Source organism: Streptomyces sp. NPDC048383, assembly GCF_040651775.1.
In the GTDB taxonomy this organism is placed as follows: Bacteria; Actinomycetota; Actinomycetes; order Streptomycetales; family Streptomycetaceae; genus Streptomyces.
Genome location: NZ_JBEZKS010000019.1, coordinates 39,485 through 55,078, shown reverse-complemented (window position 1 = coordinate 55,078; position 15,594 = coordinate 39,485). Strand labels below are relative to the sequence as shown.

Here is a 15,594-nt window from a genome sequence, read left to right as displayed (position 1 = left end):
GATCCGCGGAGGAGGAGCGTGTTTCGACGAAGGACAGGTTGCGCGGCGGTCTGTGAAAGGCGCCTGTGAGGAGGCATTCCGCCTGCGGCGTGGTGTCAGAGGGGACAGACGCCGAGATCGCGCACGGTGTCGGCCAAGGCGCGGATGAGGTCGTTCTCCGTCTCGGTCCGCCAGACCAGGGCGAATTTGAGGCTTCCTATTTCGGGAACGGGTAGGAACCGGATATTAGACATGCCCCAGTACCTGGTGACATGTTCGGGGAAGGTGTTGATGATCTCGCCCATGCCGACCATGCTGATCAGTTCGTCGTTGTTGTCGGCGGGTTTGAGACGCTCGATCTGGCGGCCTCGGGGAGTGTGGAAGGGAAGATAGGCGTTTTCCCAGTATTCCGGCAGGTCGATGGCCGTGGAGTGCGGAAATTCGGAGAGCAGTTCCATCGGCACGGAGTCCCGTTCGATGAACGGATGGTCCGCTGCCACGGCCAGGACCCTGGAGTCGGTACACAGGGTCGGGCCTACGGTGAGGTCCGGCTCCTCCACCGGCAACCAGACGACAAGTACGTCCATCGAGCCGGAACGCAGCTGGCCGAACGGATCACTGAAGGTCGCCGTGCGTATCTGGAGCTCGCAGTGCGGAAGCCGCGCGCGGAACTCCTTCCAATAGGGGTGGAAATCAATGATGTTGAACGGCATCATGCTGATGCGGAGCTGGGCCGTGACGCCGCGGGCCGCCTGCCGGGCGCGCTCCAGCGATTCATACAGGCCCGTGTAAACGGGCTGCAGGTCGTCACGGAGCTGACGGCCGACCTCGGTCAGGTACACGGTGCGGCTGGTCCGGGTGAACAGCTCGGCGCCGATGCGCCGCTCCTGCTTCTTGATGGCCTGGCTGACACGCGCCTGCGAGACACCCAACCGCCCTGCGGTCCGTCCGAAGTGCAGTTCCTCCGTCAGCACCAGGAATATCTCGATGTCCCGCAGCTCCACCGGTCCCCAAACCCCTTTCGATAAACTTTGCGGCTATCAAACCGTGCGGAAGTGTACGACAACCCGCGTATGCGACCCGCGAGATCGGTAGGTCATCGGCGGCGGGCCGCGACCTTTCCACGGGCCACGCGCAGCGTGCCGGCCGGGAAAGGAATACGGTCGCAGATGGTCCGGCGCCGGATCCGATCCCGACGTCGCTGGTTCGAGGCGTCACTCGCTGTGGCGCAAGCGTGTCTCAGCCTGTAGAGCATCCGGGTCTGCCCTTATCCGGCTCGGTTCCGAACCTCGACTTCGCGCCGCGGGAGAATGTCAGAAGCGGAAGGCGCCCATATCTCGCACCGTGCCGGCCAGGGCGCGGATCAGGTCATTCTCGACTTCGGTCCGCCAGACCAGGGCGAAGTGAAGGGCAGGCATGTCCGGGAGGGGGAGCCAGCGGATGTTCGGCATGCCCCAGTGTCTGGTGACGTGGCCCGGGAAGGTGTGGACGATTTCGCCCATGCCGACGTGGCTGATCAGCTGATCGGCGTTGTCGGAGGCGGCGGATTCGACGCGCTCGATCGTGCGGCCTCGTGGGGTGTGGAAGGGCAGGTAACTGTCCTCCCAGTAGTCCGGTAGACCGTGGGCTGTGGCGTGGGGGAAGTCGGCGAGGAGTTCCAGGGGCACCGAGGCCCGTTGCGCGAGCCAGTGGTCGGAGGCGACGGCCAGGATCCTTGAGTCGGTGGCCAGGACGGGCCCGACGGTGAAGTCCGGCTCCTCCACGGGCAGCCAGGCGACGATGACATCCATGGCACCGCTGCGGAGCTGGCCGAACGGATCGGTGTAGGTGGCCTGGCGGATCTGGAGTGCCCAGTGCGGGTACCTCGCGCGGAACGTCTTCCAGTAGGGGTGCAGATCGACGACGTTGAAGGGCATCAGGCTGACGCGCAGCTGTGCCGAGATTCCGCGGGCCGCCATCTGGGCCCGCTCCAGGGAATGGTGCAGGCCCGCGTAGACGGGCTGCAGGTCGTCGCGGAACTGACGGCCGACCTCGGTCAGGTACACGGTGCGGCTGGTGCGGGTGAACAGCTCGGCGCCGATGCGCCGCTCCTGCTTCTTGATGGCCTGGCTGACGCGCGCCTGGGATACACGCAGCCGTTGTGCGGTCCGTCCGAAGTGCAGCTCCTCCGCCAAGACCAGGAATATCTCGATGTCCCGCAGCTCCATCGGCCCCCCAGCCTCCACCGATAACCCAGTGGTTATCGAACCGCGCGGAAGTTTACCTTGATCACGATTGCGGCCCGTACGAAGGTTTGGGCATGCAATCAGGCGTGAAGGAGGCGGTGCTCGCACGGTCGGACGCGGGTACGCGAACCGACAATTGCGGCATCTCCCGAAGTGTCCTCTGCGACAAGCAGCACGAGCTCAGGGAACAGCTGTGCACACTGGTTCGGTTGACCGCCGAGGTCAACTTGTCCAACTGTCGCGTCATCGGCGTCCGTGTACCGATCGATCCGTCATGGAGCCGATGCGGGCCATGAACGACCGTGTCATCGATCTCACCGTCGTGTACGCGACGCACGATGCCCTGCGTAGGGATCTGGCGCACCTGGACCGCGTCACCACCCGCGCGGACCGTGACCCTCGGCAGTTGCCGGCGACGGCGGGATGGACGTTGTTCAAAAAGGCCCTTCACGCACATCACATGGCCGAGGACGTCGCGCTGTGGCCGGTGTTGCGCCGCGGTCTGACCGGTCGCCCGAAGGATGTGGCCCTTTTGGAGGCGATGGAGGCCGAGCACGCCGCCATCGGCTCACTGGTCCAGGCCGTCGACGCGACGCTCGCCGACCTCGAGGTCGACCAGCTGCGGTTGGGCGTTCTGGCGGACGCACTTGTCGTCGGCCTGGCCGGGCACCTCAAGCACGAGGAGGACGCGGCCCTGCCGCTGGTCCCGCGAGCGTTAACGGCCGGGCAATGGGACCACTTCTGCCGGCTCCATGCCCAGCTGATCGGCCTGGACGGACCGCTGTTGCTGCCCTGGCTGTTGGACGGCGCGGCCGAGGCCACCGTGGAGAGGATTCTCTCCTCCCTGCCCGCATCCGTCCGAACCTCCTACACCGCCCAGTGGGCTCCGGCTTACACCGCACTGGACCGATGGAGCCCTGCCACAAGGACGCTCTGACAGCTGCTGCCGCCTTACGCAACATCAAGTCGGTCGCCGTCTCGAGGCCCGCGCCGCCAACCGTGGGGTTGGTTCATCCGCGCCGCGGCGGGCGCACCACCTCGTGCACACCGTCTGGAACCCGCACCCACGTTCCCCTAACAAGATCCTTGGAGCCACTGCCTTGCCCGAGCACATCCACCTCACTGCGCTCCACGACGTCCTGCCCGCCGACGCCGCCGCCTGGCACCAAGTCATCTCCGCGTCGATGCTCCACGACCTGCCGGACGTACCGCCTCCCGGCCCCGAGCAGATCCACACCCAGCTCACCCAGCCCACGCTGAACAGCCACCGGCTGACCTGGATGGCCACCGGGAGGGACGGTCGCCCGGTCGGAGTCGCGGGCCTGCGAATGTTCACCTCCCCGGGGCGGGATCACCTGGCCGAACTGGAACTCCACGTCGACCCCGCGCACCGGCGCCAAGGAACCGGATCTCTCCTGCTGTCGGCGGTCGTGGCGGCCTGCCGCGCCGAGAACCGGCGCAGTTTGATCGTCGAAGCGGCCGCGGACAGTCCTGGCGAAGCCTTCTGTGAGAAGGAGAACTTCCGCCAGGCCCTGGCCCTGGACCATCTGATCCTGCACCTGGACCGGTTGGACGCATCCGCCGTTCTCCAGGCCGCCGAGGCCGAGCACCCCGGCTACTGGCTGACGGGCTGGACCGGCACGGTGCCCGACACTCTCGCTGCCGCCTTCGCCACCGCCAAGAACGCGATGAACGACATGCCCGTCGGAGATCTGGACTACGGCACCGTGACCTGGGACGCGGCCCGCGTACGGACGATGGCCCAGGTAGTCGCCGACCGCGGCGATACCCTGTTGACCCTCGCCGCCGTCCACGATGACGGCACCGTGGCCGGATACACCGAGATCCTGCTCCCGCAAGGCGCGTCGCCGCGGGCGCAGCAGTACGACACCGCTGTCGTGCCCGCCCACCGCGGCCATGGCCTCGGATTGTGGGTCAAGGCCGCCATGCTGCGCCGACTGCACACCGAGCACCCCGGTGTCATCGAGATCGAGACGGACTGCGCCGAGGACAACGTCCACATGCTCGCGGTCAACCATGCCCTGGGATTCCGCTCCTACCGGCGCACCCGCGAGTTCCAGCTCGATGTGCCCGCATCCTGACCCCCTACCCGTACCCGTACCCGTACTCACCTCCGTACCGCAGAAGCAGACGGCCGTACGCGAGCCGACCCGATCACTCACCCCCTTTACACAGTTCCGAAGGAGCTGCCGTGAAAGTTTCCACTTCCACCCTTTCCCTGACCGTCGCCGATGTCGATGCCTCCCGTGACTTCTTCCGTACCCACCTCGGTTACGAGGTGGCCATGGCCGACGACGGCTTTTGCTCGCTCACCCGCGAGGACGCCGCCGTCAACATCGTCCTGCTCCGCACGGGGACCGAGGTCCTGCCCTCCGAGCAGAGGAATCGGGAGGCGGGCGGGCTGATTGTCGCGCTCACGGTCAGCGACCTCGGCGCGCAAGAGACTCGGCTGCGTGCGGCGGGCGCGCCCATCACCATGCCCCTGCGCGAAGAACCGTGGGGCGAACGACTGTTCCAGCTGACCGATCCCAACGGGGTCGTCATCCAGCTCGTCGAATGGGTCGTCCCTGCACCGGGCATGGAGGGGAACGAGAGTGTCGCCCCGCGCGTGATCGCCCCCTCGGCCGACGACGTCACCGTCTCTCCGAATGCCACCATGACGGGCCTCGCCTCTCCCAGTCGCGGCAGTGCCGAACTGAGCACCTGGACCGTCACGATGAACGCCAGCGCGACCGGACCCGAGCATTCCATCAGCCGTGAACAGATCTGGACGGTCACCACCGGAGCGTTGGAGATGACCTGTGACGGCCGAACCGAGAAGGTCTCGGCCGGCCAGACCCTGATCCTGCCGCCGGACCTGGTTCGCCAAATCCACGCCCCGGAGCACACCGAGGCCCACGTGTCCATGCGTGCCGACGGTGTCGCCTCCGTTCCCGGCACGGAGGGCACCCGAGAACTGCCCTGGGCCCGATAGCGGCCACAGCCCACCCCCGGCCCCTCGGAGGGATTTGTGGCCACCGGGGCCCGCAGTGAAACCGCCGACCACGGCGGAACCCAAGAAACGAGAGATGCAAAATGCGTGTGTTGTTGATGACGTGCGGATCGCGCGGGGACGTCGAGCCGATGATCGCCCTGGCGGTGCAGTTGCGTGCCTTGGGCGCAGAGGTGCGGATGTGCGCCCCGCCCGACTTCACGGCACTGACGGACGAAGCCGGCATCCCGCTGACGCCCATCGGCCCGGCCCTGCGCCCGATGGTCAAGGGGGCGGTGACCGGTACCAAGCCACAGCCCCCTTCGAGCTTGCCCCAGCGCGCGGCCGAAATGGTCACCACGACCTACGACGCGCTCGCCCCGGTGGCCGAGGGCCATGACCTGATCGTGGCGACCGGCTTGATACCGGCCGCGGCAGCCGCGCGGACCGTGGCCGAGAAACTCGGCATTCCTTACGTTTTCGTGGCCTACTTCCCCACGTACCTGCCGTCGCCGCACCACCCTCCCCTCACGTGGCCGGGCCGCACGTTCCCGCCCGAGGTGACCGACAACCGGAAACTGTGGGACCTGAACACCGAGCACCTGAACGAACTCTTCGGCCCGGGAATCAACGCTCATCGGGCGTCGATCGGCCTGCCCCCGGTGGACAACGCCCGCGACTACGTCCTCACCGACAGGCCGTTGCTCGCTTCGGACCCGGTCCTGAGCCCGTGGCCGGAGCCGGCAAGCCTCGACGTGGTACAAACCGGTACCTGGTTCCGGCCGCTGGACGAGCGCCCGCTTCCAACCGATCTGGAAGCGTTCCTCCAGGCCGGCACACCACCGGTGTACGTGGGGTTCGGCAGCATTCCCCTGCGCGACCCGGAAGACGTCGCCAAGGTGGCCATCGAGGCGGTCCGCGCTCAGGGTCGCCGTGTACTCCTCGGGAGCGGCTGGGCCGACCTGGCCCTGACCGACGACCAGGACGACTGCTTCACCATCGGCGAGGCCAACCATCACGCACTCTTCCCCCGGCTGGCCGCGGTCGTGCACCACGGCGGCGCGGGCACCACCACGACAGCCGCCCGGGCGGGCACGCCCCAGGTGGTGGTACCCCAGTTCGCCGACCAGCCGTACTGGGCCGGCCGGGTCGCCGACCTGGGCATCGGCGCCGCCCACGACGGCCCGAACCCGACGTTCGAATCCCTGTCACCCGCCCTCAGGGTTGCCCTGGCCGCCGAGACCCGCGCACGGGCGGGCGCCGTGGGCGCCACGATCCGCACCGACGGGGCGGCGGTGGCCGCGAAGCTGCTCCTCGATTCAACGCAGGCCGTCCCGGTGGCCGTGTGAACCGCGAACGGATCTCCGGCATCGCGCACACCCAGCACCCGATCAAGGCCCCGCTCGACGACGACTCCGTCAACGCGCTGCTCGAACGCGCCCTGCCGCAGGCCGAAGGGCGGGTCCTCGACCTCGGATGCGGCACCGCGGAATGGCTGCTGCGTGCCCTGGCATCCCGGACCTCCCTGCACGCCGAGGGCGTCGACGTCTCCACTGAGGCCTTGGACCAGGCCCACCGGGCCGCGAGCGAACGAGGGGTCGACGAGCGCTTGGTCCTGCACCACCAGGAGGCCGCCGACTTCATTTCTCCGCGGCCGTACGACCTGGTAATCAGCGTCGGCGCCACACACGCCTTCGGCGGCCTCCGCCCCACCCTCGCGGCGGCCCGAGGGCATCTGGCCCCCGGCGGCCGCGTCCTGATCGGCGAGTCGTACTGGGACCGGGCCCCATCCCCGGCGGCCGCCGACATGTTCGGCCACCTCGACGACCTGGCCACCACGGTGGACCGCGTCGTCGCCGAGGGATGGACCCCCATCCAGGGCCACGTCAGCTCCCGCGGTGAACTGGACGCCTACGAGTGGGCCTGCTGGGGCTCACTGGCCTCATGGGCCCTGGACCACCCGACCGACCCGGCCGCCGCGCGGGCGTTGGAGACCGCCAACGCCCGACGCTCGGACTGGCTGCACGGGTACCGAAACAGCTTCGGCTTCCTGTGCCTGGTCCTGCGCCCAACCCCTGTCCTGACCGACAAGAAGTGAACACCCGAAAAGTGAGTACACAGATGCACCCGACGTTCGTACTGGTCCATGGAGCCTTCGCGAACTCCTTCTCCTTCGCCCCGCTCCAGGCCGAACTCGGCCTCCTCGGACACCGCTCGGTCGCCGTCGACCTCCCCGGCCACGGCTTCCAGGCCACCTTCACCCCCGCCTACCAGTCACCCCAGGACCCCGCCGCGCTGGCCACCACGCCCGGCTCGGTCAAGGGCGTCACCCTCGCCGACAACACCGCACACCTGATAGGCATCTTGGAGCGGGCCAAGCGAAACGGCCCCGTGATCCTCGTCGCCCACAGCCGCGGCGGCATCACCGTCACGGCGGCGGCCAATGCCCGCCCGGACCTCATCGACCGCCTCGTCTACGTCTCGGCCTGGGCCCCGACCAACCTCGAAGTGGGCGCCTACTACGCCGAGCCGGAGATGGCCACGATCGACCCCGCCGCCTTCGCCTCGGCACTGGCAGCGCACCCCGCCGAACTCGGCCTGCTCCGCGTCAACTTCCGCACCGCGAACCCGGACTCCCTCGCGGCGCTCAAGGCCGCGTTCCTCGCCGACGGCACCGACGAGCAGTTCCTCACCTTCCTGAACACCTTCCAACCCGACGAGAACCTCGACGCCGGCGGCCACGCCGACCGCGCGCAGGCCGAGACCTGGGGTCGCGTCCCCAAGACCTACATACGCCTGGCCGACGACACCAGCCTGCCCCTCGCCCTCCAGGACCGACTGATCCGCGAGGGCGACGAACTGACCCCGGACAACCCGTACGACGTCCACACCCTTCCCGGCAGCCACCTGAAGTGGCTGGTCGACCCCGCACCGGCGGCCCGTCTCCTCGGCACACTGGTCACCGGGTCGATGCCGTCCGCCTGACCCTCCTGTGCGAGAGGGGCGAGTGCCTCGGCGGGGACGGACGTCCCTGCCGAGGCCGTCGCGCACCACGAAGCTGTTTGTTCATCCACTGCGAGGCCGCTGTCCCCTGCCCCAACCAGACGTGTGCACAATTGCTCGCTCGGCCTAATCCCGGCGACGCGATCCACCCCTCCCGGGCGCGGGCAGGTCGGCGCCCACTTCGCACTGGAGGAGGTTTCCCCGGCGAACCAGCAGATGCTGGGAAGGGTTCATCCACGGGAGTGTCCTTGGAGCGGACAACACAGAATTCATTCCCTCCGGATCGGCAAGCACGGTCCACGACTCGCCCCGCTCAGGCAGGCATAGTCCGCACCGCCTGGACCGCGGATCGGAGCGCCGTGGCCACCCGGGGCCGCTTGACTCGCGGCGCGGCAGCGGGACGTGATCCGCAGGGCCAAGCAAAGGAAGCCCTGCTCGGGTCCCGGGGCGCGGTCACGAGCAAGGTTCACCTTGCCGCGGACGCAGATGCGCTACCTGGCGCGGCTCCGGGCGCAGTCACTTGACGCGCACGGTGTGCGTGCTGTTGTTGTCTCCAGGATTGGTGTCGCCGGGTGCGCGGATCGTGGCGTGGATGGCACCCTGCCCAGCTGTCCCCACCTTTACCAGCACCGGAATCTGGTTCTTCTCACCGGCCTTGAGCGTGCCACCGGTGCAGCGGAAGCCGCCGCTTGTACTGCCGGCTACCGCTCCCGACTGCACGCACTGGAAGCCGCTGAAGGTGCCGTTCTCCGGGGGTCTCCTTATCGACAGGGCTCCGGAAGTGGACACCTCGATCACCGCGCCCTTGACCTCGGCGCCGACATTCCCGTACGGCAGCCAGAAGTTGCGATTGGTGCCGGCCGCCGGTTCCGCCTCGCCTGTGATCGTGCCCAGTGAGGCGTTACTGGGCGAGCCGGCCGGGTTGGCCGCGTCGGTGGGGTTCGCGCAGACCTTGTTGGACGGGTCCGTGACGGCGTCCTCCAGGTCGTACAGGAGGGGGTCCTCCGAGTGCACCAAGGCTTTGACCGTGGCGCAGTAGGCGATGCCGGGTTTGATGCCGGCGTTGACGGACCGGGTGACGGTCCTGCCCACACCTGGCGCGTTGGTGCCGGGCAGGGTTTTGTTGATCCTCGCGTAGGTCGGGTTGTCCCGTTCTGTCAGCTCGATGAAGAAGGCGGTGTCCGGCTCGGAGTTGTCCCGGAATATGACAGTGACGTTGGGTGCTTGGAGCTGGAGGCTCACCAGGCGTGGAGGATTGTAGATCGGGTCCTGTGCGGTGGCGGAGGTTGCCAGGCCGACCACCAACGCACCTGCGGCGGCCAGGACGAGGGGCACCCGAGTGGGTCGGCCGGAGCGGTGGTGTGGGGCGGATGTTGTTCTCGGGGACATGCTCGTCTCCCTCGCGTTCCGTCCGTGCGGTCTCCGTCAGCGGACGGGCGGTCCACGGCCGTCCTTCCGTCCGCGGATGACGAAGGAGGGCGCGGTGGCATACGTCAATTGTTTCCATCGTCCCGCTCCCGGGAGGCGGTGTCGACTGGGCGGGGCGGCTGGAGCCGGTACGCCTGACCTGCTCGCATCCGCGAACCCACCTGCTACAGCGGGCGTCGATCATGCTCCTGGCCGGAAGCGGGATCACCTCGCGCCGCCTCTGGGCCCGGTCGAATAGTTCGTGGCGAGGCCTATTGCGGTTCCCAGGATTCGGGTCCGCCGTCGCGTCCACTTGGCCAGCGGGGAGGCGCCGGTCTGGTCCTGTTCCCAGCCCAGGCCCGCCCGCCGCAGAAATTCTTGAAGGTCCCGCATCGAGTGGGCGAGGCCGAGGATGGCCGAGCCGGCGTGCACGCGCCGCCCGCCAGTGGCGTCGGGCGGGTGGATCACGATCACGGGGGACATGCGGTCTCGATTCATCGGTTACTCCAGCAGCCCGAGCGCGGTGTCCGGACGGCAGTGCGGGCAGGCCTGGACGCCCTCGGGCGTGAGGCCGCTTCGTCAAGAACAACCGGCTCATGAACGCCGGGTTCCTCTGGGCATTCGCCGCCCTCCAGGCCCCACCGGGAGCCGACGCCCACTATCGGCGCCGCCGCGACCACGGAGACTGGCACAACGCCGCCCAACGCAACCTGCTCAATCGCTTTCTCGGCCAGCTCCACCACTGCCTCCAGAGCGGCAAGCACTACGACGAACAACACTTCAGCCCACTACTCGCGCCCTCCGACGGGCAGCCGGCTTGACTTCTTCGCTCCCTGAGATGTCTTTGAGGGCCGGACATGCGAGCCGTCCACGGCGCAGTCGTCCGGATCCAACGAGCCCGCCCGGCGTAGTTCGGTCAGCAGGGCGACGTACAGACGTGGCCAGACGCCCGCCTCCGTCCAGTCCCGCAGCCGGCGCCAGGCCGTGACACCGGAGCAGCCCACTGTCTCGACGGGAACATCGCGCCAGGCGACGCCGGTCCGCAGGACGTACATGATGCCAGCGAGAGCCGCCCGGTCCGGAACGCGAAGTCGCCCGGGATGCCGACGGCGTCGTTCGGGAGCGGGCGGCAGCAGCGGGGCCACTTGCCCCCACAGGTCGTCCGGAACAAGATCAGCACGCATCCGGCCACCCTGCCGAACCAAGATCGCAGCGTGCGAGACCCGCAGCTCAACTCATTCTGAAGCGATCAGTAAGTCAGGCACCGAGCAGCATCAGCGTGTGCGGCCAGAGGTCGTCGAGCACTGCCGGATCGTTCTTGAGCTTGGCGAAGAGAACCATGCCCTCCAGCTGGGCGACGAGGGCTCGGGCGGTTCCCGCCGAAGCCCGGTCCGCCGGGATAGCACCCTCGGCTGCCGCGTCCCTGAGAACGGTGGTGACCAGTTGGATCTGTTCGTCGAAGATCTCCGTCAGGCGGGCCTGGATGTCCGGCTCCCGGGTGCTCAGCTCTAGGGCCAGGTTTCCCAGGAGGCAGCCGTCGATCGTGCCGGAGTCCTCTTTCATCCGTCGCTGGACAGCCGCTATGGCGTCGAGCAGCCGCCGCAGCCGGTCGAGGGCGGGAGTGGGAGCGGACAGCTCCCCAGCCCAGCAGCTTCGCTCGCCTTGCCAGTAGGCGTCGACGACCTCGACGGTGAGGGCTTGCTTGGACTCGAAGAAGTGGTAGAAGCTGCCCTTCTTCACCTCGGCACGGGTGCAGATCTCGGCGACGCCGAGACTGTTGTAGCCGTGGCTGCGCATGAGTTCGCCGGTGGCTGCAAGGAGCCGTTCGCGTGCCGTGCTGTTGCGTCCCATGACGGTCACTATACGGGCGGTCAACTATCCCGAGAGTTCCTGGTGTGGATTTTTAGTTGACCGGTCGTCTAGTGTTCGGGAGGTCGGCAGGCAATCGGCTCGCCGCGCTCCAGGAGGCTGCCCCAATGGCTGTACCCCCGACCACCGTCGTCATCGCCTATCACAGCGGGTACGGGCACACCGCCCGTCAGGCCGCCGCTGTCGCCGAGGGTGTGGACTCCGTGCCCGGAGTCCGCCCCGATCTGCGAGATGTGTCGGTCCTCGACGAGAGCCTGTGGACCGCCCTCGGCGCGGCCGAGGCGATCGTCTTCGGCTCTCCCACCTACATGGGCTCGACCTCTGCGGTCTTCCAGCACTTCGCCGAGGCGAGCGCGCCGGTCTGGGCCGAGCGGGGCTGGCAGGACAAGCTTGCGGCCGGCTTCACCAACTCCGCCGGGGCCAACGGCAACAAGGACAATGCCCTGCTGTCGATGACCGTCTTCGCCGCCCAGCACGGAATGACCTGGGTGCCGCTGGGCCTGGTGCCCGGATGGATCTACTCCTCCGAGGGAACCCCTGAGGACCTCAACCGGCTCGGCGGCTTCGTCGGCGCGATGGCGCAATCACCCTCCGACCTCGGTCCGGAGCAGGCGCCCGGCACGGCCGACCTGCGCACGGCCCGGCGCCTGGGAGAGCGCGTTGCACGGGCCGCGCGTCGTCAGGCCCTGGGTCGCGAGGCCGAACTCGCCTCGGCGGTGACCGGATGAGGCCGGGACGTCTCGGCGAGCTCCTCGGCATCGAACTGCCCCTCATCCAAGGACCGTTCGGCGGCGGACTCTCCTCCGTCGAGCTGGCCGTGGCGGTGTCGGAGGGCGGCGGGCTCGGCTCGTACGGGGCCCACATCCTCCTCCCGGAGGAGATCGGGGATCTGGTAGCACGGCTGAAAACGGGCACGGACCGGCCGTTCGCGGTGAACCTGTGGGTTCCGCTCGATGGTGAATCCGAACTCCAGCCGTCCGACAGGGACCTGGCCTCTCATGTGGCGCGGCTGCGGCCGTACTACGAGGAGCTCGGCGTCCCCGCCCCCACCGCCGCCGACGTGGCCGCGTGGCCGGACTTCGACGCACAAGTAGATGCCCTGCTCGCCGCAGCCCCGCCGGTCATCAGCCTCGTGATGGGGCTGCCGCCCCGACGTCTGGTCGAGGAAGCCAGGCGGCTCGGCATCGCGCTGATCGGCACAGCGACGACCGTCGACGAGGCCATCGCGCTGGAGATCTCGGGCGTGGACGCGATCGTCGCCTCCGGCAGCGACGCGGGCGGCCACCGGGGAGCCTTCCTGCGCCCCGTGCGGGAGTCCCTGGTGGGCACGTTCTCGCTGGTCCCGCAGGTGGTGGACGCGGTCGCGGTGCCTGTGGTCGCCGCCGGCGGGATCGCCGACGGCCGCGGCGTCAGCGCAGCCCTAGCTCTCGGCGCGGACGCGGTCCAGATCGGCACCGGCTTCCTCGCCTGCCAGGAGTCGGGAGCGAGCGTGATCCACAAGGAGACGCTCGGCACCCCCGGGGCCCGTACGACGGTCCTCACCCGCCTGTTCTCGGGCCGCACAGCCCGGGGCATCCCGAACCGCTTCGTCCGCGACATGGCACCCCACGAGGACCACGTACCGCCGTATCCCGTACAGAACGCCCTGATGCAGCCGATCCGCCGGGCTGCGGCGGCGCAGGGCCGGTCCGAGTACGTGAGCCTATGGGCCGGCCAGGCGGCAGCCCTGGCCCAGGAGTCACCGACGGCGGGCTCGTACCTCGCCGACCTCGTCAACGAGGCGGACAGGCTACTGAAGAGCTGACGGCCTCGCCGTGGCCGGTCGAGCGGTGTGGGGCGGGCAACTCGAACCTTCTCCAGGACGGGCTGGAAGTACGGGCTGTCGTGCCGGTGCCCGGCTGTGATCAGCAGGGACATGGGTTTTTGTCCCTGCTCGGTGGCGAGGTGAATCTTTGTGGTCAGGCCGCCGCGGGAGCGTCCGAGTCCGTGGTCGTCGGGCTCGATGGACAAGCCGCCGGAAGGCTCTTTCCGGAGGGCCCCTTTTTACGCGCCCCGGCGGCACGCTGATGGGCGCGGCAGGCAGTGGAGTCGACACTGAGGTCCCAGGTGATCAGGCCGTTCGCATCGGCATCGGCCTGGAGCTGCTCGAAGATCCGCTGCCACGTGCCGTCACGCTGCCACCGGCGGAACAGGTCGTAGACCCGGTCCCACGGTCCGTACCGCTCCGGCACGTCCCGACACGTGTCCCTGCCCGGGTCCGCCACCGTATGCCGTCAATCAGCTGCCGCCGAGTCCACAGCCGTGGCCGGCCCGGCTCGCCACCCACCGGCAGCAACGGCTCCAGCCCTGCCCACTGTGCATCCGAGGGACGGCGCGGCGAGGATCGGACGGCCCCCGCCCGCGCGCCAACAGGCACGGGGACGGAGCCTGCCACCGGCAGGGGTCCGATCCTTGGCCTGAGGCACGGGCTTTGGTCGTACACCTTTGCGGACGTTAGGGTCTGACGCCTTGATGAGGAGGGTGGGAATGGGGCTCATGGACGCGGATCATGCCGGGCTGGTCGTCGCGGCGCAGGCCGGGGATGCCCGGGCACGCGAAGAACTGATCGCCGGCTACCTGCCGTTGGTCTACAACATCGTCCGACGGGCGCTGAGCGGACATGCCGACGTCGACGACGTCGTCCAGGAGACGTTGTTGCGCGTGGTGCGCGATCTGCCTGCGTTGCGCGCCCCCGACAGCTTCCGCTCCTGGCTGGTGTCGATCACACTCCGCCAGATACACACCCATGGGCAGCGGCAGCGCGTCTTTGCCGGCCGGACCGCGGTCATCGACGAAGCACTCCACATACCGGACGCCGGCCCCGAACCCGAGGACGCGACGATCTTGCGTCTCCATGTGTCGGACGAGCGCCGTCAGATCGCCGAAGCCCGTCGGTGGCTCGACCCGGACCACCGGGTGCTGCTCTCGCTGTGGTGGCAGGAGCGCGCCGGACTGCTGAGCCGTGAGGACATCGCCGTCGCGACGGGCCTGACTGTCGCCCACGCCGGGGTGCGCCTGCAACGCATGCGCGAGCAGCTGGAGCTGAGCCGGACGATCGTCGCCGCGCTGGCGGCCCACCCGCGATGCCCGCAGCTGGCGGAGACCGTCGCCGGTTGGGACGGTCTGCGTACATCGGTGTGGCGGAAGCGGATCGCGCGGCACACCCGCGACTGTCCGGTCTGCACGGCGACGACGACGAACCGGGTCCCTGTAGAGCTGCTGCTCCTCAGCTTCGCGCCCCTGGCCGTCCCTGCCGGACTCATCGCCACGCTGACCGCCAAGGGCCTGCTGTCGGGTTCGGCTGCGATCGCCGCCGGGCCGGCCATGGTCCCCGTTGCCGCCGGCACGGCGACGATGGGTGGCAGCCCGCACGGCGCGGTGGCCGGCAAACTCCACGCGGCGACCGCTCATCCCTTGGCGAGCCTCGCCGCCGGCGCGGTGCTCATCACCGGGGCCGCCACCTACGCGACCTGGCCGGAACCGGAGCCCCGGGCGCCCGGCGTCAGTGCCGCTCCCACGGTCGGCCATCCCGGGCCGGTCCCGTCGGGCACCCCCACGTCGGCCGGACCGCCGTCGGCGAGTCCGTCCGCCGTCGCAGGAGGCACTGTTCCGCTGGGCGCACACTCACTGGAGCCCGTGGACCGACCCGACTTCTACCTGACGTATGCCGGCGATTTCGCAGCGCTGGGTCCGGTCTCCGCGTCCAGCAGCACGCAGGCACGGCAGCGCGTCACGTTCACGGTGGTCCGGGGACTGGCCGACACAGGGTGCGTCACCTTCCGCGCGTCCGACGGCCGTTACCTGCGGCACCACTACCTGCGGCTGCGGCTGAGCACCGACGACGGCAGCGACCTGTTCCGGAAGGACGCCACCTTCTGTCCGCGTCCCGGGGTGGTCGCAGGGTCGGTGACAATGCACTCGCACAACTACCCCGGGTCGGTCATCCGCCACCGCGACGGCGGCATCTGGCTCGACGGTTCCGACGGCAGCCGGGCCTTCGCCGGCCAGGCCTCCTTCATCGTCCGTAAGGCCTGGTCCTGAAAACCGGTCGCTGAGCATCGCGCACGGAGCCGCGAGCCG

General features: G+C 68.9%; 14 protein-coding genes and 3 pseudogenes. 10 read left to right on the top strand and 7 right to left on the bottom strand.

What is annotated here, in order from left to right:
- Positions 1–95: 95 nt before the first annotated feature.
- Together AB0D46_RS15845 and AB0D46_RS15840 are read right to left on the bottom strand one after the other, a co-directional pair.
- Positions 96–983, bottom strand: coding sequence for a LysR family transcriptional regulator (locus AB0D46_RS15845; protein ID WP_362877895.1), 888 nt, complete (start codon positions 981–983; stop codon positions 96–98).
- A 309-nt stretch (positions 984–1,292) separates the two neighbouring features.
- Complete coding sequence (locus tag AB0D46_RS15840) at positions 1,293–2,186, bottom strand: LysR family transcriptional regulator (protein WP_362877894.1); 894 nt, start codon at positions 2,184–2,186, stop codon at positions 1,293–1,295.
- 310 nt (positions 2,187–2,496) lie between these two features.
- Between AB0D46_RS15840 and AB0D46_RS15835 the strand changes: the two genes are divergently transcribed.
- From AB0D46_RS15835 to AB0D46_RS15810, 6 genes are all read left to right on the top strand, one after another.
- A complete protein-coding gene (locus tag AB0D46_RS15835; RefSeq protein WP_362877893.1) occupies positions 2,497–3,141 on the top strand; it encodes a hemerythrin domain-containing protein in 645 nt (214 codons plus the stop codon).
- A 163-nt stretch (positions 3,142–3,304) separates the two neighbouring features.
- Positions 3,305–4,306, top strand: a complete 1,002-nt coding sequence (locus AB0D46_RS15830) for a GNAT family N-acetyltransferase (protein WP_362877892.1) — start codon at positions 3,305–3,307, stop codon at positions 4,304–4,306.
- Between the two features lie 110 nt (positions 4,307–4,416).
- Complete coding sequence (locus tag AB0D46_RS15825) at positions 4,417–5,199, top strand: VOC family protein (protein WP_362877891.1); 783 nt, start codon at positions 4,417–4,419, stop codon at positions 5,197–5,199.
- A gap of 101 nt (positions 5,200–5,300) precedes the next feature.
- A complete protein-coding gene (locus tag AB0D46_RS15820) occupies positions 5,301–6,545 on the top strand; it encodes a glycosyltransferase (protein ID WP_362877890.1) in 1,245 nt (414 codons plus the stop codon).
- Positions 6,542–7,294: a class I SAM-dependent methyltransferase gene (locus tag AB0D46_RS15815; RefSeq protein ID WP_362877889.1), complete on the top strand. Its 753-nt coding sequence runs from the start codon at positions 6,542–6,544 to the stop codon at positions 7,292–7,294. The genes AB0D46_RS15820 and AB0D46_RS15815 overlap by 4 nt, the downstream gene beginning before the upstream one ends.
- Before the next feature lie 23 nt (positions 7,295–7,317).
- Positions 7,318–8,181: an alpha/beta hydrolase gene (locus AB0D46_RS15810; RefSeq protein ID WP_362877959.1), complete on the top strand. Its 864-nt coding sequence runs from the start codon at positions 7,318–7,320 to the stop codon at positions 8,179–8,181.
- Positions 8,182–8,715: 534 nt separating this feature from the next.
- Here the strand turns inward: AB0D46_RS15810 and AB0D46_RS15805 are convergent.
- On the bottom strand, positions 8,716–9,534 hold the full coding sequence (locus AB0D46_RS15805) for a hypothetical protein (protein WP_362877888.1): 819 nt from the start codon (positions 9,532–9,534) through the stop codon (positions 8,716–8,718).
- Between the two features lie 573 nt (positions 9,535–10,107).
- Positions 10,108–10,152: pseudogene (locus AB0D46_RS15800) on the bottom strand (hypothetical protein); the annotation flags it as partial.
- A 26-nt stretch (positions 10,153–10,178) separates the two neighbouring features.
- Between AB0D46_RS15800 and AB0D46_RS15795 the strand changes: the two are divergent.
- Positions 10,179–10,427 (top strand): annotated as a pseudogene (locus tag AB0D46_RS15795) (IS110 family transposase); the annotation flags it as partial.
- Between the two features lie 30 nt (positions 10,428–10,457).
- Here the strand turns inward: AB0D46_RS15795 and AB0D46_RS15790 are convergent.
- Together AB0D46_RS15790 and AB0D46_RS15785 are read right to left on the bottom strand one after the other, a co-directional pair.
- A pseudogene (locus AB0D46_RS15790) lies at positions 10,458–10,790 on the bottom strand (transposase); the annotation flags it as partial.
- Between the two features lie 73 nt (positions 10,791–10,863).
- Positions 10,864–11,457 carry a TetR family transcriptional regulator C-terminal domain-containing protein gene (locus AB0D46_RS15785; protein ID WP_362877887.1) on the bottom strand — a complete coding sequence of 198 codons (594 nt, stop codon included), beginning with the start codon at positions 11,455–11,457 and terminating at the stop codon, positions 10,864–10,866.
- Positions 11,458–11,582: 125 nt separating this feature from the next.
- On the opposite strand from AB0D46_RS15785, the gene AB0D46_RS15780 reads away from it, so the two are divergent.
- Both AB0D46_RS15780 and AB0D46_RS15775 read left to right on the top strand, forming a co-directional pair.
- Positions 11,583–12,203, top strand: a complete 621-nt coding sequence (locus AB0D46_RS15780) for a flavodoxin family protein (RefSeq protein ID WP_362877886.1) — start codon at positions 11,583–11,585, stop codon at positions 12,201–12,203.
- Positions 12,200–13,279, top strand: a complete 1,080-nt coding sequence (locus tag AB0D46_RS15775; protein WP_362877885.1) for a nitronate monooxygenase — start codon at positions 12,200–12,202, stop codon at positions 13,277–13,279. Before AB0D46_RS15780 ends, AB0D46_RS15775 begins: the two co-directional genes overlap by 4 nt.
- Before the next feature lie 154 nt (positions 13,280–13,433).
- On the opposite strand, the gene AB0D46_RS15770 is transcribed toward AB0D46_RS15775, so the two are convergent.
- Positions 13,434–13,706 carry a transposase gene (locus AB0D46_RS15770; RefSeq protein WP_362877884.1) on the bottom strand — a complete coding sequence of 91 codons (273 nt, stop codon included), beginning with the start codon at positions 13,704–13,706 and terminating at the stop codon, positions 13,434–13,436.
- Positions 13,707–14,001: 295 nt separating this feature from the next.
- Between AB0D46_RS15770 and AB0D46_RS15765 the strand changes: the two genes are divergently transcribed.
- Positions 14,002–15,555, top strand: a complete 1,554-nt coding sequence (locus AB0D46_RS15765; protein WP_362877883.1) for a sigma-70 family RNA polymerase sigma factor — start codon at positions 14,002–14,004, stop codon at positions 15,553–15,555.
- Positions 15,556–15,594: the final 39 nt, after the last annotated feature.